This window comes from Fervidibacillus halotolerans (assembly GCF_026547205.1).
Lineage (GTDB): Bacteria > Bacillota > Bacilli > Bacillales > Caldibacillaceae > Fervidibacillus > Fervidibacillus halotolerans.
The window spans coordinates 1,522,962-1,542,986 of sequence record NZ_CP106877.1 but is presented as its reverse complement, the minus strand read 5'-3'; the positions used below and the strand labels follow the sequence as shown (position 1 = coordinate 1,542,986).

Annotated in this window: 23 protein-coding genes; 18 read left to right on the top strand and 5 right to left on the bottom strand. The window is 37.1% G+C overall.

Going from position 1 to position 20,025, the window contains the following annotated elements; genetic code table 11:
* The first annotated feature begins 26 nt into the window (after nucleotides 1–26).
* The 7 genes from OE105_RS07390 (at nucleotide 27) to OE105_RS07360 (ending at nucleotide 8,265) form a co-directional block, all read left to right on the top strand.
* Nucleotides 27–239, top strand: coding sequence for a YqgQ family protein (locus tag OE105_RS07390; RefSeq protein WP_275419572.1), 213 nt, complete (start codon nucleotides 27–29; stop codon nucleotides 237–239).
* The gene (locus OE105_RS07385) at nucleotides 236–1,210 is read left to right on the top strand and encodes an ROK family glucokinase (RefSeq protein ID WP_275419571.1); all 975 of its coding nucleotides are present in this window, start codon (nucleotides 236–238) and stop codon (nucleotides 1,208–1,210) included. Before OE105_RS07390 ends, OE105_RS07385 begins: the two co-directional genes overlap by 4 nt.
* Nucleotides 1,211–1,442: 232 nt before the next feature.
* Nucleotides 1,443–3,311, top strand: a complete 1,869-nt coding sequence (locus OE105_RS07380; RefSeq protein WP_275419570.1) for an LTA synthase family protein — start codon at nucleotides 1,443–1,445, stop codon at nucleotides 3,309–3,311.
* 440 nt (nucleotides 3,312–3,751) lie between these two features.
* Nucleotides 3,752–4,312 (top strand): RNA polymerase sigma factor, encoded by a 561-nt coding sequence (locus OE105_RS07375; RefSeq protein ID WP_275419569.1) that lies wholly within the window; start codon nucleotides 3,752–3,754, stop codon nucleotides 4,310–4,312.
* The gene (locus tag OE105_RS07370; RefSeq protein ID WP_275419568.1) at nucleotides 4,309–5,529 is read left to right on the top strand and encodes a hypothetical protein; all 1,221 of its coding nucleotides are present in this window, start codon (nucleotides 4,309–4,311) and stop codon (nucleotides 5,527–5,529) included. The genes OE105_RS07375 and OE105_RS07370 overlap by 4 nt, the downstream gene beginning before the upstream one ends.
* A gap of 238 nt (nucleotides 5,530–5,767) precedes the next feature.
* Nucleotides 5,768–6,955, top strand: coding sequence for a M14 family metallopeptidase (locus tag OE105_RS07365; protein WP_275419567.1), 1,188 nt, complete (start codon nucleotides 5,768–5,770; stop codon nucleotides 6,953–6,955).
* Nucleotides 6,956–7,131: 176 nt separating this feature from the next.
* On the top strand, nucleotides 7,132–8,265 hold the full coding sequence (locus OE105_RS07360; RefSeq protein WP_275419566.1) for a YqgU-like beta propeller domain-containing protein: 1,134 nt from the start codon (nucleotides 7,132–7,134) through the stop codon (nucleotides 8,263–8,265).
* A gap of 44 nt (nucleotides 8,266–8,309) precedes the next feature.
* Here the strand turns inward: OE105_RS07360 and OE105_RS07355 are convergent, their stop codons facing one another.
* A complete protein-coding gene (locus OE105_RS07355; RefSeq protein WP_275419565.1) occupies nucleotides 8,310–8,480 on the bottom strand; it encodes a DUF2759 domain-containing protein in 171 nt (56 codons plus the stop codon).
* Nucleotides 8,481–8,622: 142 nt separating this feature from the next.
* Here OE105_RS07355 and OE105_RS07350 point away from each other — a divergent pair, with 142 nt between their 5' ends.
* The gene (locus OE105_RS07350) at nucleotides 8,623–9,249 is read left to right on the top strand and encodes an MBL fold metallo-hydrolase (RefSeq protein ID WP_275419564.1); all 627 of its coding nucleotides are present in this window, start codon (nucleotides 8,623–8,625) and stop codon (nucleotides 9,247–9,249) included.
* A gap of 41 nt (nucleotides 9,250–9,290) precedes the next feature.
* On the top strand, nucleotides 9,291–10,388 hold the full coding sequence (locus tag OE105_RS07345) for a class I SAM-dependent methyltransferase (protein ID WP_275419563.1): 1,098 nt from the start codon (nucleotides 9,291–9,293) through the stop codon (nucleotides 10,386–10,388).
* A gap of 81 nt (nucleotides 10,389–10,469) precedes the next feature.
* Here OE105_RS07345 and OE105_RS07340 read toward each other — a convergent pair whose 3' ends face one another.
* Both OE105_RS07340 and OE105_RS07335 read right to left on the bottom strand, forming a co-directional pair.
* Nucleotides 10,470–10,730: a DUF2626 domain-containing protein gene (locus tag OE105_RS07340; RefSeq protein WP_275419562.1), complete on the bottom strand. Its 261-nt coding sequence runs from the start codon at nucleotides 10,728–10,730 to the stop codon at nucleotides 10,470–10,472.
* 94 nt (nucleotides 10,731–10,824) lie between these two features.
* Nucleotides 10,825–11,526 (bottom strand): helix-turn-helix transcriptional regulator, encoded by a 702-nt coding sequence (locus OE105_RS07335; RefSeq protein ID WP_275419561.1) that lies wholly within the window; start codon nucleotides 11,524–11,526, stop codon nucleotides 10,825–10,827.
* 166 nt (nucleotides 11,527–11,692) lie between these two features.
* Between OE105_RS07335 and comGA the strand changes: the two genes are divergently transcribed.
* The 8 genes from comGA (at nucleotide 11,693) to OE105_RS07295 (ending at nucleotide 16,001) form a co-directional block, all read left to right on the top strand.
* Nucleotides 11,693–12,823 (top strand): competence type IV pilus ATPase ComGA, encoded by a 1,131-nt coding sequence (gene comGA / locus OE105_RS07330; RefSeq protein ID WP_420842502.1) that lies wholly within the window; start codon nucleotides 11,693–11,695, stop codon nucleotides 12,821–12,823.
* Nucleotides 12,798–13,829, top strand: a complete 1,032-nt coding sequence (gene comGB / locus OE105_RS07325) for a competence type IV pilus assembly protein ComGB (protein WP_275419560.1) — start codon at nucleotides 12,798–12,800, stop codon at nucleotides 13,827–13,829. The genes comGA and comGB overlap by 26 nt, the downstream gene beginning before the upstream one ends.
* Nucleotides 13,830–13,844: 15 nt before the next feature.
* On the top strand, nucleotides 13,845–14,156 hold the full coding sequence (gene comGC / locus OE105_RS07320) for a competence type IV pilus major pilin ComGC (protein ID WP_275419559.1): 312 nt from the start codon (nucleotides 13,845–13,847) through the stop codon (nucleotides 14,154–14,156).
* Nucleotides 14,131–14,613: a competence type IV pilus minor pilin ComGD gene (gene comGD / locus OE105_RS07315; RefSeq protein ID WP_275419558.1), complete on the top strand. Its 483-nt coding sequence runs from the start codon at nucleotides 14,131–14,133 to the stop codon at nucleotides 14,611–14,613. Before comGC ends, comGD begins: the two co-directional genes overlap by 26 nt.
* On the top strand, nucleotides 14,591–14,932 hold the full coding sequence (locus OE105_RS07310) for a hypothetical protein (protein WP_275419557.1): 342 nt from the start codon (nucleotides 14,591–14,593) through the stop codon (nucleotides 14,930–14,932). The genes comGD and OE105_RS07310 overlap by 23 nt, the downstream gene beginning before the upstream one ends.
* Complete coding sequence (gene comGF / locus OE105_RS07305) at nucleotides 14,904–15,353, top strand: competence type IV pilus minor pilin ComGF (RefSeq protein WP_275419556.1); 450 nt, start codon at nucleotides 14,904–14,906, stop codon at nucleotides 15,351–15,353. The genes OE105_RS07310 and comGF overlap by 29 nt, the downstream gene beginning before the upstream one ends.
* A 76-nt stretch (nucleotides 15,354–15,429) precedes the next feature.
* Nucleotides 15,430–15,723, top strand: coding sequence for a competence type IV pilus minor pilin ComGG (gene comGG, locus OE105_RS07300; protein ID WP_275419555.1), 294 nt, complete (start codon nucleotides 15,430–15,432; stop codon nucleotides 15,721–15,723).
* An 83-nt stretch (nucleotides 15,724–15,806) separates the two neighbouring features.
* Entirely contained in the window at nucleotides 15,807–16,001 is a 195-nt protein-coding gene (locus OE105_RS07295; RefSeq protein ID WP_275419554.1) for a YqzE family protein, read from the top strand.
* A 233-nt stretch (nucleotides 16,002–16,234) separates the two neighbouring features.
* Here OE105_RS07295 and OE105_RS07290 read toward each other — a convergent pair whose 3' ends face one another.
* Together OE105_RS07290 and OE105_RS07285 are read right to left on the bottom strand one after the other, a co-directional pair.
* On the bottom strand, nucleotides 16,235–17,035 hold the full coding sequence (locus OE105_RS07290) for a YqhG family protein (protein ID WP_275419553.1): 801 nt from the start codon (nucleotides 17,033–17,035) through the stop codon (nucleotides 16,235–16,237).
* Nucleotides 17,004–18,695 (bottom strand): DEAD/DEAH box helicase, encoded by a 1,692-nt coding sequence (locus OE105_RS07285; RefSeq protein ID WP_275419552.1) that lies wholly within the window; start codon nucleotides 18,693–18,695, stop codon nucleotides 17,004–17,006. Before OE105_RS07285 ends, OE105_RS07290 begins: the two co-directional genes overlap by 32 nt.
* Nucleotides 18,696–18,906: 211 nt before the next feature.
* Between OE105_RS07285 and gcvT the strand changes: the two genes are divergently transcribed.
* On the top strand, nucleotides 18,907–20,010 hold the full coding sequence (gene gcvT, locus OE105_RS07280; protein WP_275419551.1) for a glycine cleavage system aminomethyltransferase GcvT: 1,104 nt from the start codon (nucleotides 18,907–18,909) through the stop codon (nucleotides 20,008–20,010).
* Nucleotides 20,011–20,025 lie beyond the last annotated feature (15 nt).

The following is a 20,025-nucleotide window of genomic DNA, read 5'->3' as shown; positions in this document are numbered from 1 at the left end:
GAATTTGGTAGGGGAGGATAGAACGAATGAAGACGATCTATGACGTTCAACAACTATTGAAATCCTACGGAAGCATTATTTATGTGGGAAATCGTTTAGGTGATTTGGAACTAATGGAAGCGGAACTTAAAGAAATTTACCGCTCCCAATTAATCGATATAAAGGAATATCAAATGGCTCTTTTATTGCTACGGCAGGAAATTCAAAAGGAAAAGGAAAAGAGAGGTAGATTGGAATGAAAAAGGATTATATATTTTCCATCGATTTAGGAGGAACGTCCACGAAATTGGCGATTATAAATGATGATGGGCAGTTTATACATAAATGGGAAATCCCAACAGACATTTCAGAAAACGGTCGAATGATTGTCCCGAACATTGCTCAATCTTTTTCAAAAGAAATCGAAAAATTACAAATTCCGAAAGAGCGGTTTCTCGGTGTTGGAATGGGTGCACCAGGGCCTGTCGTACGTGATGGTGTAATCTCAAGGGCGGTAAATTTAGGTTGGGAACAATTCCCATTAAAATCCGAATTAGAAAAGCATCTTCAATTGCCTTCATATGTGGAAAATGATGCGAACTGTGCGGCTTTTGGTGAAATGTGGCTCGGGTCAGGTAAGGATTTGAAGAATATGATCTGCATAACCCTTGGTACCGGTGTCGGCGGCGGTATTATTGTCAATGGTGAAATCGTATCCGGATCCAATGGGGGTGGTGGAGAAATCGGACATATGACAGTCCAACCGGAAAACGGTTATCGATGCAATTGTGGGAAAAACGGTTGTTTGGAAACGGTAGCCTCTGCAACTGGTGTCGTACGATTGGCAATGGAAAAATTATCCAGTTGGACGGAAAATTCGATGTTAAAGGATCGTTATGACAAGACGGAAACCATTACTTCCAAGGATGTATTTGAAGCGAAAGAAGCAGGAGATGCATTGGCAAAAGAAGTGGTCGATCAAGTTGCCTATTATTTAGGATATGCCTTTGGGAATATCGCCGCTTTACTCAATCCAGAAGCGATTATCGTTGGTGGCGGAGTTTCGAAAGCAGGGGATACGCTCCTTACCCCGATTAAATCTTATTATGATCAGTTCGCTTTCCCTCCTTCGAAAAAAGATACGAATATATTACTCGCAACGTTAGGTAATGATGCGGGGGTTATTGGTGCAGCGTGGCTTGTGAAAAAGAATCGAACAGATAAGGCGTAAACGAATGATTTATAAAACCACGTGTTGCCCGTAGAAAGGGAGTTTTTGTAAGGAAAACTCCCTTTTTCCGAAAATGAAATAACGCCCGAATTTCATTTTTTCATAGAAATGGATTTTTTTTCTGAAACCTTTTTGCTAGACATATCGTCAATATCAATAAAAGGGGATTCTCCCTAAGGAAGATATAAGGGGTGTTTATTTTCATTTCGGATTGATACTGGGAGGTAATACTATGAAATTATTAAAACAATCGAAGTTTTCACCAATCTTGTTTGCGACAGTTTTATTATGGGTGAAGACGTATATTACATATAAAGTCGCTTTTAATATTACGATTGATAATAAGATGCAGGAGTTTATATTACTAATTAGCCCTGTTAGCTTTTTATTAATCGTATTCGGATTATCCATGTTTATAAATGAAAAATATCGAAACAAATATCTTTTTTCGGTAAGCCTAATCACTTCCTTGATCTTATATGCCAATATCGTTTTCTATCGTTTTTTTAATGACTTTATTACGATTCCGGTTATGTTTCAAACGGGGAATTTTCACGATTTAGATATTAGCGTTATGTCGGAAATGAACTTAACCGATATCTTTTATTTTACCGATGTTATTATTTTAGCGATTATCCTTTATAAAAAACCGAAATTTTGGAAACACCAATCCTTTTCGAAGGTCGAACGGCGCGTTTATTATTTAACTACAGCTTCCATCGTGTTTTTTAATTTAGGTTTGGCAGAGATCCAACGTCCGGAACTGTTGACGAGAACGTTTGATCGAGAAATGCTCGTTAAAAATATCGGACCTTATAATTACACGTTGTACGATATTTATTTGCAATCAAAAACGAGTGCGCAAAAAGCATTGGCAACTGGTGATGACCTTGTTGAAATCCTCAACTACACACGTTCGATGGATAAGGAACCAAATCAAGATTTATTCGGAATTGGCAAAGGAAAAAATATCATTTTGATTTCCTTAGAGTCCACCCAAAATTTTGTAATTAATCGGACGGTAAATGGTCAAGAAATTACACCCTTTTTAAATGATTTTATAAAGGAAAGTTACTATTTCGATAATTTCTATCATCAAACCGGTCAAGGAAAAACGTCCGATTCGGAATTTCTCCTAGATAACTCATTGTATCCCCTCGGACGTGGGGCGGTATTTTTTACCCATGCAGGGAATGAATATATTTCTCTTGCGAAAATTTTAAAGGAAAACAATTATTATGTCGCATCTTTCCATGCAAATAATAAAGCCTTTTGGAATCGGAATATGATGTATCAATCTTTAGGTTACGATCGATTTTATAGTTTGGAAGATTACGATGTAACCGAGGAAAATTCCATCGGTTGGGGATTAAAAGATATCCACTTTTTCAAACAGTCGATGGACTATTTAAAGGAGATTCCTAAACCGTATTTTGCTAAGTTCATTACATTAACGAACCATCATCCGTTTATTTTAGATGAAAAAGATATGTATATTCAACCTTTTCATTCTTCCAGTGATATATTAAATCGCTATTTTACGACTGTTCGTTATGAAGATGAGGCAGTAAAGACGTTTATTGAACGGTTAAAGGAAGAAGGAATTTACGACGATTCGATCATTATTATGTACGGGGACCATTACGGAATATCTGAGAAACATAATGAAGCTTTAGGTGAATATTTTGAAAAGGAAATTACACCCTTTGATGTCGTTGAGTTGCAAAAGGTACCGCTCATTATTCATATCCCTGGTCAAAAGGGTGAGACGATATCAACATTGGGCGGTCAAATTGATTTAAAACCGACGATTTTGCATCTGCTTGGAATTGAAAAGAAAACGGATATACATTTTGGACAAGATTTATTTTCACCGAATAAAGATAACCCCGTCATATTCCGGGATGGCCGATTTGTCACCGACAAAATCACCTATACGACAGGAACGTTTTATGATACGAAAACTGGAGAACCAATTGACGTACCAAATGGTGACCAATACATTCAAAAGATTCTTTATGAACTTAATTATTCAGACCAAATTATTTATGGCGATCTACTTCGATTTTATGATGTGAATACTGGTAGAATCATTGAATAAATAGAAAGATATATTTAATATCCGTACTCGCTATAGTACGGATATTTTTATTTTTACACAAAATAGACGGAAATAGAGGATTAAGTAATAAATTTTTAATTTTGAGAAAGGGATTGGGGCACTTTGATTAATCCCTAAAAGGGAAGGGGGCGGATGATCTCCTACAGGGAACAATAGGAATCGAAGACCCCGCTAGCGGAGTTTGCGAGTCGAAAAGGCTTGACCGTGCACACGGAAAACGCCACCAGAAAATGTGCTTTTATGAAAGGGACTGTACTTTTTGGAGCCCCCCTTTTTGGAACCATCCCTTTCAACTTCCATTACCAACAGTGATGGTAATGAAATGGAAGATGTCGTCAACAATAAAGGGGGTCTGAATTTTTTTGTGCAACGAACAAGAATGGTTTTTGTCTTTATATATAGAGAGGAGGGAAGGAAAAGTGGAGGATGGAGATATTATTCAATTGTATTGGGAGAGAAAGGAAAGGGCCATCTCTGAAACGGATAAAAAATACGGACGGTATTGCTATCGGATCGCTTATAACATCTTACAAAATAACGAGGATAGCGAAGAATGCGTTAGTGATACGTATTTAAAAACATGGAGTTGTATTCCAGATGATTACCCGAAAATGTTTTCAGCATATTTAGGGAAAATTACAAGAAATATAGCCATTAACAGATACCGGAGATTAAGAGCAAAAAAACGAGGTGGTGGGGAAATAGAACAAATTTTCCATGAGTTGGAAGGTTGTATTCCGAGTAAGCAGTCAGTTGAAAAAGAATGGGAAACAAATCAACTTATTGAACATGTAAATCGATTTTTAGCATCCCTAAAGGTGGAACAACGAATCGTTTTTGTAAAAAGATATTGGTATGCACAACCTATTCATTCAATTGCAAATGAATTAAGCATTAGTGAAAGCAAGGTGAAGTCGATTCTCTTTCGATGTAGGAAGAAATTAAAACATTTTTTAGAAGAGGAGGGAATCAACCTATGAAAGGATTAAAATTATTTGAGAAGATGAATGGAATTGATGATCAATTTATTGAAGAAGCTAGCCGAGAAAAATTTTATAAGAAAAGGAAGAATGTATGGCATTGGATCTTACCGGCTGCGGCGGGGGTCGTTATTGCTTTTGGAATTTTGAGTCAACTAAAAACAGTCGACCCGATAATGAATCCAACGAAACAAAAGGATCATTTACCGATTCTTACCATTGATTTTACAAATGGGGGAATGGGTTTTGAAGGATTGATGGCTTACAAAGTGGATGAGATCATCGATGAAAATCCTTGGGATCCGAATGTGGACATTTCAACGTTACCCGTATATAAAAATCCTTCTTATATTGAAAAAGAAGAAAAACAATCGGAAAAACTCGTACAATTGATGATGAAAAAAGCAGAAGGGGTAGCAAAATTATTTGGGATTGAAAATGCTGAAGTCCAAGTAAAACCATCCGATGAAGATATAAAGTCGATTGAAGAAAAATATGCTGCCATCGGGAAAGAAGTGCCGGAAGAAATGTATGAAATAGAACAAGTTTATATTCAACAAGATTCAATTACAATAGAAACCGACAGAACATTGTTAACGACGATTAAATTTCACCCAGAAATTGAGCTACCAGAGGAATTTCATTTTTATTATGATGCATCCTATGACGAACTTTATAAAGTGGCCCAGTTTTTCATCGATGAATATCAATACGTCTTTCAAATGAAAAAACCGACAATCAACATCCATGGGGGGGATTACTCGATTGACGGAGATCAACTTTTTCGGATTAGCATTTTCGACAGGGAAGGAACAATTGAAGAACAGCTTATCAACTATCATTTTCATTCCGTCTCTTTTCATAATGATGAAGAAGGGAATCTTTCTTTCATCCGTATTAATCAGCCGGATCTTTCAAATGAGGTAGGAAATTATCCGATTGTAACGGTGGATGAGGCAAAAAAACGGTTAGAAAATGGTCATTATTTAACAACCGTACCTGAGCCGTTACCAGGTATGGAATATGTAAAAAAGGTAAAGCTCGTATATCGAAAGGGTTTGGAAAAGTATTGGATGCCCTATTATCAATTTTTCGTCGAGCTTCCCTCGATGAAAAACGCAAATGGATTGAAAACGTATGGAGTATATTATGTTCCTGCCATCGAAGAACAATATTTGGATTATTTACCAGTTTGGAATGAGGCGTTTTATTCATAGTTAAAAAATGAAATTCCCCCTTGATCCTCCGGACCGGTACTATAATTCTTTCGAATCGGTTTATGTACAGGCAAGTAGATTTTTTGTTCCACATATAATGGATAGGGATACAAATGCCCAATCAATGGAAAGAATAAACAAACCGTTAATCAACCGAGTTTGATTTCCGTTATTTTTGTCAAAAAAAATAGTGATTGTAGTAGAGGAACATTAGAAAAAAAGGGTAAGGGGGATCATGATGAAAGTCAGGGTACGGAAGGGAGATACTTTTTGGCTCTATAGTAACCTATTCCAAGTTCCACTACCTTTAATTGAAGATGCAAATCCGAATATCGAGCCGACAACATTACAAATTGGTGAGGAAGTAAAAATTCCTGGCTATATCACTAATAAGAAAAAAATTCAAAAGGGGGATACCCTTTGGAAATTAGCAAGGGAATTAAATCTTCCAGTGTACGGTTTAATTTTATTAAATCCCCAAGTAAATCCAAATCAATTAATGATCAATGAGACCGTATATTTACCGAAAAGAGTAACCGGACCAATTGTACAGGATGTGGAAAATTATTCTTTTGAAAAAATGGTAGATCACATCAACCGTCTTCAAGAAATATATCCTTTTATCCGTTTAAACGATATAGGAAAGACGGTATTAGGAAAGCCAATTTATGAAATAGACATCGGCCGAGGAGATCGAGCCGTTCATTTTAACGGATCATTCCATGCAAATGAATGGATCACTACTCCCGTTTTAATGCGACTGATTAATGAATATGCCCTTTCCCTCGTAAACGGTAATCCAATCCGAGGGATTTATTCCCTTCCTTTATACAATCGAAATCGGGTATCAGTTGTGCCGATGGTTAATCCGGATGGGGTCAATCTTGTATTGAAAGGCCCACCGGAGAAGATGAAGGAGGAAGTTATAGCCATAAATGGGGGAAGTCTTGATTTTTCAAGTTGGAAAGCAAATATTCGCGGGGTTGATTTGAATAACCAATATCCTGCAAATTGGGAAATTGAGAAGGAACGGAAAGAACCGAAAAAACCTGCTCCAAGGGATTATCCTGGAGATGCCCCTTTGACAGAACCGGAGGCCCAGACAATGGCTAATCTTGCGAACGAACGTCAATTTTCCCGAATGTTAGCATTCCATACACAAGGAAAAGAATTTTATTGGGGATACGAAAACTTTGAACCAGAGGAATCGGAAAGACTAGCAAATGAATTTGCTAGAGTAAGTGGGTATGAAAGCATTCGATATGTGGATAGCCATGCAGGGTACAAAGATTGGTTTATTCAAACATATCGAAAACCGGGCTTTACCTTTGAACTGGGGAAGGGGGTGAATCCAATTTCAATCTCCCAGTTTCCTACCATTTATGAAGAAATGTTAGGTGTATTTCTTCTTTCCCTTTATTTGTAAATGGAATCAAAGGTAAATACAATATCCAGTAATCAAGGAGCCACTTAGGCTTTTTCTTTTTGTGATTGTAAAAAAGGATTGAAAGATTTTTGTTATCTTTTTTTAAAGAAAATGAAACATTTTTTTCATTTATTCGTCTATTATAATGACATTTCTACAATGAAAGGGGGAGATGAATGGGGAGGTCGTTTACAAAAAGAGTCCTTTTATTTCTATTTGCTATCTTTCTTCTGTTCCTTTCCGGATGCCAAAACGCTCAATTTGAACGAATCCGTTACCATAGTGGAAAAGAGATTGGAACGGAAATGAAGGCACCGTTGTCGTCCGTTGAATCCATCGTAACCTATCAAACCAATATGGAACAATTTCGTTTTGTTGTCGGATGGGAATCGAATAAGGAAATACTAATTTCCGAATCGAACGGTGAACAGGACGTTATTTTTTCATACAATATCGAAAATGGAGAACGGAAAGATCGCTTTTTTTCCGACCATCCCATTATTTCGGCAAAGATTAGTCCATCTAAGAAATATCTTTTAATTCATACTTCCCCTTTACTTTACGAAGCTTCCATTCGAATCTATCGATTAGATACAGATGAACTTGTTCTAGAAAAAACATTTGAGTCGAGTGAAATCGATTATGAATGGAATCGGGATTGGGAAGATAAAATATTAATTGTCACTTTCTATGCAGACTGGACGTTTCAGCCGTATATTTTACATATTGATGAAGAAAGAATTGAAACCGTCGAATTACCCCATCCTTTTGTATACTGGTTTGGCGATCATTCTTGGATTTTACTGAATTGGAATTATGATATCCCTTCGATGACAGCTCCGTTGGTTGTTTATAAGAAGGGTTCAACTGAAACGGCTTTTCCGGAGAAAGAATTTTATTATTTGGACCGGCTAGGAGATTCCTATGTTGCAATCGGTGTTTCGGAAAAGGACGAAAAGGAAGCGGAATTTATATTTTTTGATAAAAAAATGCAACCGTTTTTCTCGTTTTACGCTCCTCATCTTTCCACTTTTTCAGGATGGCAAATTCCATACTACAATTATATTGAAGAAACGAAAGAATTCATTATGATTGAACCGATTGCTTATGGGGAAGCTGATATTTATAAAGGAGGATTTCAATTAGTGAAATTCAATCTTGAAAGTGGGGAAAAATCAGTTCTTCTTAATCAAATCGAAAATACACCGCTCAATTGTTCTCCTGATGGAAAATTTTGTTTGACCGGCCATTTATTCGAAAAGATGATTGCTTTAAAATCAGGCGATATGATGGAGTTTATTCAATTTTAACAAACTAGGCTTCTCAGTACTCAGTACTGAGAAGCCTAGTATTTTTACGCTTCAGGGAAACCACTTTTTAAGATGGTCATAATGGTAAAAAAGCCAAAGACACCAACCGTAGCTAAGGAAAAAATCAAACCGAGGTAATTTTTATTTTTCAAGGTAGAAAAGGCCGCATAGATTGCTAATAATGTGATTAAAGCTGTTATAATGACTGTGCCCATTATACACCCTCCTATTTTCCAAATATACAATATTATAACAATAGAAAAAGGAAAATTCATCTAATTTTTTGATATTTTATATGAAAAATTATGTGAATTTATTCCTTTGTCATGTACAATAATTAGGAAAGGAGTGGGAAATATGGAATGGGAACGTTTCGTGTTAGGACCTTTGGAAACGAATGGATATTGTTTTATAAATGAAGATCGGTGTCTTTTCATCGATCCGGGTAATGAAGCAGAAAGGATTATCGAATTTATAAAAAAACGGCAACTGAAACTGGAGGCGATTTTATTAACCCATGCCCATTTTGATCATATCGGTGCAGCCGATGACATACGAATGGAATATGGCGCCCCCTTGTACGTCCATGAGAAGGAAATGGATTGGTTAGATCAACCGATGTTGAACGGATCCGGTCTATTTTTTCCAAACAATCCGATTCGAATAAATGGGGCGGATGAGTCGATTCGAACGGAAGGAAGGTTGGAAGTGGCCGGTTTTTCCTTCCAAGTTTTCGAAACACCGGGACATTCTCCTGGCAGTGTTTCCTTTTATTTTAAAGAGGAAAATTTAATCGTTTGCGGTGATACGTTATTTGCTGAAGGAATTGGTCGAACGGATTTACCAGGAGGGGATTTTAAACAATTGATGACCTCCATTCAGCAAAAGTTATTAACCCTTCCTGATCAAACGGTTGTTTTACCAGGTCACGGTCCGATCACAAATATTGGTAAGGAAAAGAAGATGAATCCGTTTATCAGTTAGCTTGGAAAACCGTTTCCTAATTTTATGGATGAACGGAGGTGATGGGGCAAGTGGATGATCAAAGGGAGGATTGGATGAAGGGAAGATGGATGGGTCCAATGGTCAGTTATGAACAATGGATCGAAGACAAACTATATCATCCAAAAAACGGTTATTATATGACGAAAAAAGAAAAAATTGGGAAAAGGGCTGATTTTTATACAGCAGCCGAATTCTTCCCTATTTTCGCTACCTTAATGGCAAATTATTTTATTCAAAAGGTGGAAGAGAATCGATTACCACCTATTTTCTGTGAAATTGGAAGTGGAACTGGGAAATTTATGGTCCATTTTGTCACACACTGTAAAAAAAGAGCTCCTCATTTCTTTAAGGATTTTCAGTATATTTCTGTAGAAAAAAGCCCGTACCATCGACAATTGCAAAGGTCCCTTGTACAGGATGATCAGGTGCTTATTCTAGAGGATCTCGAACATCTCGAACCGTTTGAAGGAATGATGTTCATGAATGAATTTTTCGATGCGTTGCCCGTCCATGTAATAGAAAAAAGAGGAAATACAATTTTTGAAATTTGGGTATCATCGGAGGGAGGGAAAGTTTCGGAACAAAAGCTCCCATTACAAAACGAACGAATCATTCGTTACTTGAAACGGTTCCCGAATTTTACGATTCAAGATGGTCATCGGGTAGAAATTCCCCTTCGAATGGAGGAAATGTATCGGAAGCTGGCAGAGCGATTGAAACGGGGATATATGATTATTATTGATTACGGCTATACCTTCTTTGAACTGAATCGGGCGAATTTGAAAAATGGATCTTTACGGGCATATCGGAATCACCGACTTATTAAACTTCCAAGCGTTATGAATGATATCGATATAACGAGTCATATACATTTCGACGCCCTTATGGAGTGGGGAAGGGAATTGGGGCTTCAAACGGTCGAATTTCTCACCCAACGGGAATTTCTCATAAAGATAGGGATATTCGACGCCCTCGTTGATCATGAAGATCGAACCCCTTTTTCAAAACGGTGGAAAAGAAATGCTGCCCTCCGTTCCCTTATTTCAGAGGAAGGGATGGGAGAGCTTTTCCATGTCATTGTCCAAAAAAAGACCGGGATGAGAATGTTGGATGTATGAACGATTAAATGAAATCAGGCCTAAAGAATGCGGTTTGAAGTGCATCCTTTAGGCCTGAAAAGTTTCGAATTTTTCAACCGATTATTGGCCGGCTCCCGGGGTCATGATAAAAGTCGTATAGTAGGTAAAGCCGACGAAAAAAATCGTTAAATAGGCTCCAAAAATATACATATACATCCGTTCGGAAAGTCTCAAATATCCTAGTAATAAAAAGAACCCGGTTTGTGCGAGGAATAATAAGGACATTACATACATCTTTGTATTTTCCTCGCTGCCTCCAACAAAAAATAAAAGGCTAAAGATCGCCGTCCAAAAGGCGAGTACTCGAAACATCCGATCCATTTATTTTCCCCCTTTGTTGACTACTTTCCCCATTAAAAAATGATTATATTTTCATTATAATAATCGTAGTTATAATTGTAAATAATTTGAAAGATTAATTTTCAATATTTACATGATATGCGCATGAATCGCACCCGTCTAATAAGTTTTGAGTGGTGACGATTTCAAAATCATCAAATAAAGAACCGATCAACCCTTTAATAAAGGCGTAATGCATGTCGCATGTTTCCTGTCTATGTTCCATAGCAATTTCACGGAAAGGGCAATTGAAAATTTCCAAATAAAATTTCTTTTCCTCTTCTTGTACATATATATCTGGATAGAAACCGAGGGAAGAAGAGGTCGATTTTAAAATTTCTAATTTCTCGTCAAAGGAAATTTGCTCTTTTACAAGTGAATGTTTTGCCAGCATATGTTCCATTAATTCCTCACCGTACCGTTTTCCCGTTTCAAATAGGGCTTGTTCTGCTACACTGCCTAGAGAAAACATTGCTTCAAGGGCGATTTTGGCTAAAAGATGGTAATCACGATAGGGGAAATTCAGCTCAATTACCTCTTCAGATAATCTGTAAATTCTGCTCGGTCGTCCCCCTCTTCCCGTTTTTTTATTTTCCGATTTTAACATATCCACATCTTCCAGCTTTGACAAATGTAGGCGAGCCACATTCGGATGAATTTTAAATTGGTCGGCAATTTCTTGAACCGTTACTTCTTTATGTTTTTTCGTAATATACTCATAAATGGAATATCGAGTAGGATCCGCCAAAACATTTGTAATCTTCAGAGTTTTCTCCATGTTTAACACCCCAATTAGACTTTTCTTTTATTATAATACAGTATTAATAACATGAAAATGTATCTAACAGGCTGATAAAAGATTGTTAAAAATTGTTCACAATATCACAATAAAGATTAATTTTTTAGATAAAAAATTTTAAAAAATATTGAAGGAATATCGGGGATTGTGTCGAATATATGTATTAATCAAAATGAAAGGAGCGATGTCCATCGAAACGATGTCCGTTGAAAAAAAGGTTGAAACGATGATTTTTCAGGCTTATTCCTTGCACGCTTCCGATATTCATATATTACCTAAATCCGATCATTTTATGATTTTATTCAGAATTTCCAATCAACTGTTTCCCCAATATCAATTAAATCCCTCTGAGGCAGAAAAACTCCTTTCCCATTTAAAATTTCAGGCAAAAATGGATATCGGGGAAAGACGAAGACCGCAAAATGGTTCCTTTTCCGTAAAACTAGGGGAAAAACGAATAGGTTTACGTTTATCCACCCTTCCCTCGACCTTTGCCGAAAGCATGGTGATCCGAATTATTCCCCATGAAGATGCCATTCCATTAAACCGATTATCCCTATTCCCAAAATCAGCACATTTTTTGTTGTCATTATTAACTGTTTCCCACGGTCTAATCATCTTTACAGGACCGACCGGTTCTGGAAAAACATCGACCCTTTATACATTATTACGTCATTCATCCAAATCATTAGGTCGAAACGTCATTACGTTAGAAGATCCTGTGGAAAAAAATAGTGATGATCTTCTCCAAGTTCAAGTAAATGAAAAGGCTGGAATTACGTATGCGTCAGGATTGAAGGCGATTTTACGGCATGATCCCGACATTATTATGGTCGGCGAAATTCGGGATGGAATAACGGCTAAAACAGCTGTACGAGCTGCCCTTACCGGTCATTTAGTATTAACGACGATGCATACGAAAAATGCGAAGGGTGCCCTATACCGGTTAATGGAGTTCGGTGTCCAATGGAATGAAATGGATCAAACGATCATTGCTGTTACAGCACAAAGGCTCGTACAAATCATTTGTCCCTTATGTGGGGATGATTGTTCTCCCTTTTGTGAGCGGAAGTCGAAAAATCGGGCTGCAGTTTACGAAGTTTTGTATGGGAAAGCATTGAAGGAAGCGCTCCAAGAAATAAAAGGAGGAAAAATGGAAACGGATTATCCCACATTAAAGAAGGTCATCAGTAAAGGGATTGCATTCGGATTTATTCAAAAAACGGAATATGAAAGATGGGTGCATGATTTTGGGGAAAGAAAAGTGGAGTATTAAAGATCAATCCATCTTCTTCAAAAGGCTGAGTACGTTACTGGATGAGGGATATACGATGAATGATGCGATTCGTTTTTTATCTATTCAAGCGGAACGGTCGAAACGAGCATCTTTAAAAAACATCGAAATACAGTTAAAAAATGGAAATCCGTTTTATGAAGTGTTAAAGGAAATGAAATGTCATCCCATTTCCGTTAGCTTTTGTTTTTACGGGGAACAAAACGGTCGATTATCCGATGCCCTTCAAACTGCAGCAGAAATTCTCCAAAGACGGTATGAAGATCGGATGAAACTGGAAAAATTAGCTGCCTATCCATTCTTTCTCCTTCTATTGATCGGTATTTTGTTTTTCTTCTTCCAATGGTTGCTACTTCCCCAATTCCAATATTTGTATCAGTCCTTTCAAATTAAACCAAATCTATTCCTTTCCATTCTCTTTTGGATCAACGCCCATCCTGTATCCTTTTTGTTTATCATTCTTATTCCATTCTTACTCGTCCTTTATTTATTTTACTGGATGAAGGGACGGAAAACGAGTTATGAATTTCAATGTATGTTAGTTGCCATTCCCTTTGTCGGCTCATTGGTTCGATTAATGAATACGTACTATATTGCGTATCAGTTCAGCCAATTTTTAAAAAATGGATTAAGTTTAGCAGAAAGTTTGGCATTTATTAAAAAGGATCCGGGAAAACATTATCTTTCAGAATGTGCAGAGCGAATCGAGGGTGATTTGCTTATGGGAATTCCCTTTGACCAAGCCATATCTAAAATTCCCTTTTGGCAACCAGAACTCGTTTACGTCATACGACATGGACAAATGAGTGGAAAGTTGGATTTAGAGTTGGAATCATTCAGCCGATATTGTATGGAAAGTTTCTCAGAAAATGTAGAAAGACTCATGAAATTTCTTCAACCAACAATTTTTTTCTTTATCGGGATCTGGTTGATTTTTCTCTATTTTTCCTTATTATCACCTTCATTCCAATTCATTAACGAATTATGATCGTGGGGGGATATTATGAAAAACGAAAAGGGTTTTACATTAATTGAAATGATGATCGTATTATTTGTTGTGACGATTCTTTTACTCATTACGATTCCGAACGTGACGAAAAATCAAAAGAGCATTAGTGAAAAAGGATGTGACGGGATGGTAAAGATGGTTCAAGCACAAATTCAAGCCTACTATATCGATAAACAGTCTTTTCCTACATCGATATCCGATTTAATGGATGAAGAATATTTAGAAGAAAATCCCGTTTGTCCGGATGGAAGCCAAATTCATATAAAAGAAGGCAGCGCTTATGTTGAAAAGAATACTTCGGATTAAGAACGAAATTGGGGAGGGAAATGCTGAAAAAGGATTTTCCCTGTTCGAAATGTTAATCGTATTATTTTTTTTAGTTATTGTCTTAGCCACCCTCCCACCCTTTTTTTATTCTACAATGAATACGATTGAAAGGAATCATGTCCTGAATCAATTAAGAGCCGATTTGTATTTAGCACAACAAACGGCGATTACGAAACAGACGGCTGTTTCTTTTCGTTATGATTCATTGTCGAAAAAATATGAATTTCGAATGCTTGAACAAAAGCTTTTGTTATCTCGCAAACTTCCAGATCAGGTCGACATGTGGGGGCATATGACCAATTTTTATTTCCATCCAAATGGCAATGTTAGCAAATTTGGCAACTTAGGAATTCGAATTGGAGAAAAAAAATATCGAATATTTTTTAGTATCGGGAAAGGAAGATTTGCAATTTATGAGACGAAAGATGGGAAGTGACCAATCGGCAAGCATATATTTAGAATTTTTATTTGCTTTTTCCATTTGGCTTATTATTTTATCCTTTACCCTTCCTGCCTTTCTATATATTACGATTCAACGAATGGAAGTTTTCAGCGATCAGGAGGCCACATTTCACGTAACTGAACAAACGATAAACTATATTTTAGAAGAACCGTTAGAAACAGAAATTAATGGAAAATACACCGATTATTTCGTTACAGTTGAACGGATGGAGAATTCGGTAAATATTTGTGTACGATATTTTTTAAAAAATCAGGAGGAAAAATGTGTTTGTCGGTCGATTCAAAGACGATAAAGGATTTACATTGTTGGAGCTGTTTTTTTCCCTTTTTATTTTTTCGCTGATTCTTATTTTTATTTCCCATACTGTTCCACTTCTTCAATATCATGATTATACAGAAGAGTTTTTGAATGAAATGGAGTGGGAAGTGTTTGTAAATCAGGTAAAAAGTGAGATACGAAACAGTGATAAAATCCGTTTAACCTATAACCGAATATTGCTTTATGAAGATGAAAAATTGATACTGTATGAAAAATATGGGAATCAGTTGCGAAGGAGGGTAGATTTAAAAGGGCATGAAATTATTCTATTCTCAATTGCATCCTTTTCTTATCAGAAAACTACGAAAGGAATCACCATTCAGGTGGAACGAAAAGACGGAACAGTGCACGAAGCAACGATTTTCATCCCGCCCCATATCGAGGTGGAAGAATAATCAAGCAAATGGTTTTATTTTACCCCTTACGCTTTTTTTATTGATGGTTTTTTCCGTAATCATCGTTCATGTCCTGGTGAGATATGAGACGGAAAAACGCTTTTTTGCTGCGACGAAAACCGGTTATGATTTGGAAACGCTACTCATTTATTCTGTGGAACAATTAAATGATCATTTGAAGAACAATGATTTACCGAATCAGGGTTCGTTCCAAATGGATGTAGGTTACGCAATTTTCGAGACGGTGGATGAATCGGAGGAGGAAAAAACCATTCGCCTCGATTGTTACACCTTTAACGGGGGAAAACATTCCGTTTGGATTACCTTTGATCAAAGAACCAATCGAATCATCGGTTGGAATGAAATTTAATCGGATGATGATCGGAATACGTTTAGTTTCTCATTCCTTCGTCTAACCTATGAATAGAAAAATGAAAAGGTTGGTGAGCCATATTGAAATCAAATGAATATGTAAAATTTCTTACAGAGACATTGGTTTCACATTTGGATAAACCGAAGGAAGAACGGAAGAGGATGAAATTAGAAAAAAAGGAAAGGGATCAACGTTTGTATAAATGGTTCGGCATCATGCCCTATGCAATGAAGGAAGAGTTTCAGATCATCAAAAGAAAAATACGGAGAAAATAAAAGGATTTCGTTGGAAAAAAGGAAAGGGACTGCCCGAACAGTCCCAATGTTTATGAAAGGGTAGGTGACGGTGATTTCGGTGGGAACAGCATGAGCCGAAGACCCTACGAACGATGCGAGTTAAAAAGTCTAAGCCGTACTCACGGAAAGTGCCGCCATCGAAATGAAATCTATAAAGTATCATCTACGAAGAAAGGGGGCTGTACTTTTAGGGCAGCCCCATTGATAGAAGCTTAACGAAATCGATCCTTCGTTAAATAAAAGATTCCACCATTAATACAATCGACGGAAATTTTCGGTTCATATTGTTCCCGTAGAGCTTCCTTTTCGATTTCATACTGTTCCGGTTTTTCCTCCCATTCTTCAAAAAAAATATTCAGTAATTTTTCATCCCTTTCCCACCGCTTTTTCGCTTCCATCGCCCACGTGTGGTCTTCTTGTTGCAATTGGGAACGAATATATTGTTCAATTCTTTTTATTCCACTTACCGGCTTTATAAGGGGAGTAAAGGTAAAAGCAAAATCAGGCATTTTCATCGATAAAGGCATTGATGTATCCTTCAGAAGATAGTGGAAATTATCCAACATCTTCCCATTGATTAAATTTAATCCAATGGAATGGAATTCATCCTTTTTCCGATCGCAAATATAACTTACTTTTATGTTCATACATAGCCATGGAATAAGTGGCGTATGGTTTTGAACGGTTCCCGGTCGATCTTCAAACATCCGGATAAATCCACCGAGTTTTTTCGTTAATTGGAAAATTTGATGGAGCCGTGGAGAACCGAAATGGATTTTTTCCCCTTTTGATTCATTCGAATTAGAAAAATCGGTGAGAAATGTGATTTTTTGCGGATTTGGCGTCCCTCGGGTTTTTTCGATATAGTGCCAATAAAAGGGACGGTTCATAAGGGCCTTATCCATGTCGACGGTTAGTTGTACGGTAAAGGCATTTCCGTCATCCTGAACGGTTTTACATTGGGTAGCATCGAAAAATCGTTTAAGAAATTGACGAATTTCCTGTTGCTGCATCCAGTTCATCTCCTTTTAACGATTGGGCCAATTCGATGACGGAAGTAAAATTATCCATTTTAATCTTCATTTCCCCTTCCGACTCAGACGTAGCAAAAATATCTGTTAAATGTTCATGTAAAGTTCCTACGTTTAATTTTGTTAAAATTTCATCCAATTCACCGATTACCCGCTCAAACAGATTGATCTTTTCGTATAATAATTTTAAAATTTGTTCTTCCACCGTATTTTTAACAGCAAAATTATAAATAAATACATCCTTTTGTTGACCGAGGCGATGGATGCGACCGATCCGTTGTTCCAATTTCATCGGGTTCCAAGGGAGATCGAAATTGATCATATGGTTACAAAATTGCAAATTGATCCCTTCACCACCCGCCTCTGTTGAAATAAATACTTGCGCACTCGTTTGAAACAGTTCCTTCATCCAATCTTTCTTTCCCCGTTTAAATCCACCTCGAAAGGGTACGGAACGAATCCCATGTTTTTGGAAAAACCATTGTAGATAAAGTTGTGTAGCTCGATATTCAGTAAAAATAATGACCTTGTCATCGATTTTTCGGATTAAATCTAGTGCCTTTTCCGCCTTTGAATTGACGGTTATTCCTTCCATTTTTTTTATTAACTGGTTGGTAAAATCGACTAAGGCCGGTGAAGGGGGATTTTGTTTTTTCAACATGTTTTTCAAAGTAAAAAAAACGGCCTCTTTGCTACTACATGCTTCCCGTTTTAATGTCAATAAACTAAAAGCGTTGTCAAATATGGCTTCCTTTTTCGGAAATTTGATAATCATTTCATAAAATTCCCTTTCCTTCGGTGTAAAATTGATGATTACCGTCTCAACATGTCGTTTCGTCCATTGAATATTTGTTTCCCGACGGCTTTGTCGGACCATCACTTTTCGGATTAAATCTTTTAGTCCATCGTCGATTTCTTTACGATGGCTTCCTTTATATTTTTTTAAAAAATTAGAGGAACTGCCTAAATGACCGGGTTTTAATAGGGAAACTAAGTGAAAAATTTCTTCAACCTTGTTTTGAATCGGGGTCGCTGTTAACAACAGGCAAAATTTCTTTTTTAATCGTTGAACAAATTGATAATTTTTCGTTTGGGCGTTTTTCAATTTATGTGCCTCATCAATAATAATAAAATCATAGTTTTGTTCTAAAATCATCTCAGCATGGGGACTTCGTTTCGCCGTATCGAGGGAAGAGACGATGATGTCTTGATCCTTCCATCCCCACGATTTTTTATACGGTACTGCTGGAATATAGAACTTTTTATTTAATTCTAATACCCATTGGGAGATTAAAGAGGCAGGAACAAGGATCAATACTTTTTTCACCAATCCTCGGATCATATATTCTTTTAAAATCAAGCCTGCTTCAATCGTTTTTCCTAATCCTACCTCATCGGCTAAAATCGCTTTACCATTCATATTTTCAATGACTTGTTTGACCGCTTCCAATTGATGGGGAAGAGGTTTTAATTCGGGTAAAAATTTTAACGATTGTAAGTTGTCAAAATCAGAAACGAATGTATGTTGTTCTGCTTCGAGTGCCAATTGGTATATTTCCCAATTTGACCACGGTCCATCCCTTTCTAAACGTTGCAAAAAGGCGTTTTGCCATGTTTGATGGAAATCGATTCTCACTTCCAACCTTATCCCTCTCCTTTTCATACGATAAATAGTTGCTGAAAAGGTACTCCGATGTTACGATGATGATATATCATATCAAATCTTTGAACATTTGATGAAGATGTTACAGACACATTCGTACTTTAGTATGTCCTTTCTTTCGGGAATTATCATTTCCCGAGGGAAAGTAAATCGATCTTCACGGATGATCTAATGGAAAGGGGTTGGGAATATGGACAAACAGAAACAGACGCCGCTTTATGATGTGTATAAGGAAAAAGGCGTAAAATTGATCGATTTTGGCGGATGGCAGCTCCCAGTTCAGTTTACGAGTATAAAAGAAGAACATTTGGCGGTGAGGACGAAAGCCGGTCTTTTCGATGTTTCCCATATGGGTGAAATTCTCGTATCTGGAAAGAACTCAGAATCCTTTTTGCAAAGGTTGTTAACAAATGACGTTTCGAAACTTGCTACAGGAAAAGCCCAGTACACATTAATGTGTAATGAAGAGGGTGGAACCATAGATGATTTGCTCGTCTACCGTCTGTCACCGACTACCTTTTTGCTAGTCGTAAATGCTGCCAATACATATAAGGACTATCATTGGTTTTTGAAACAAAAATCAGGGGATGTGACGATTGAGGACAAATCCGATCAATATGGACAACTAGCTATCCAGGGCCCTTTTGCAGAGGGAATTTTACAAAAACTCGTAAAAAACATCTCTTTATCTGAAATACCCTTTTTTGGATTTCGAGCAGATGTGGAGATTGGCGAAGTAAAGGTGATGGTTAGTCGAAGTGGCTATACCGGAGAAGATGGGTTTGAGTTATATTGTCGATCCGAGGACACCCCTTATTTATGGAATTTAATTTTAACGAATGGAAAAAAGGAAGGGCTTTTACCATGTGGTTTAGGCGCGCGGGATACGTTGCGATTTGAAGCTTGCTTGCCTTTATATGGACAGGAATTGGCCGAGGATATTTCCCCAATTGAAGCAGGATTAGGCTTTTTTGTGAAAACGAATAAGGAATCTGACTTTTTCGGTAAAGACGTATTACAAAAACAAAAGCAGGAAGGTTCCCCTCGAAAATTGGTCGGTCTAGAAATGATTGACCGGGGAATTCCAAGGCATGGATATAAAGTATACGACGATGAACGGGAAATCGGGTTTATTACATCGGGTACCCAATCTCCATTGCTGAAAAAAAATATTGCGTTGGCACTGATCGACGCACATTATGCTACATCGGAAGAAATGTATGTGGAAATTCGCAATAAAAAATTAAAAGCGAAAATCGTACCTACGCCCTTTTATAAACGAAAAAAGGAGTAGACTTCATACGGGAGG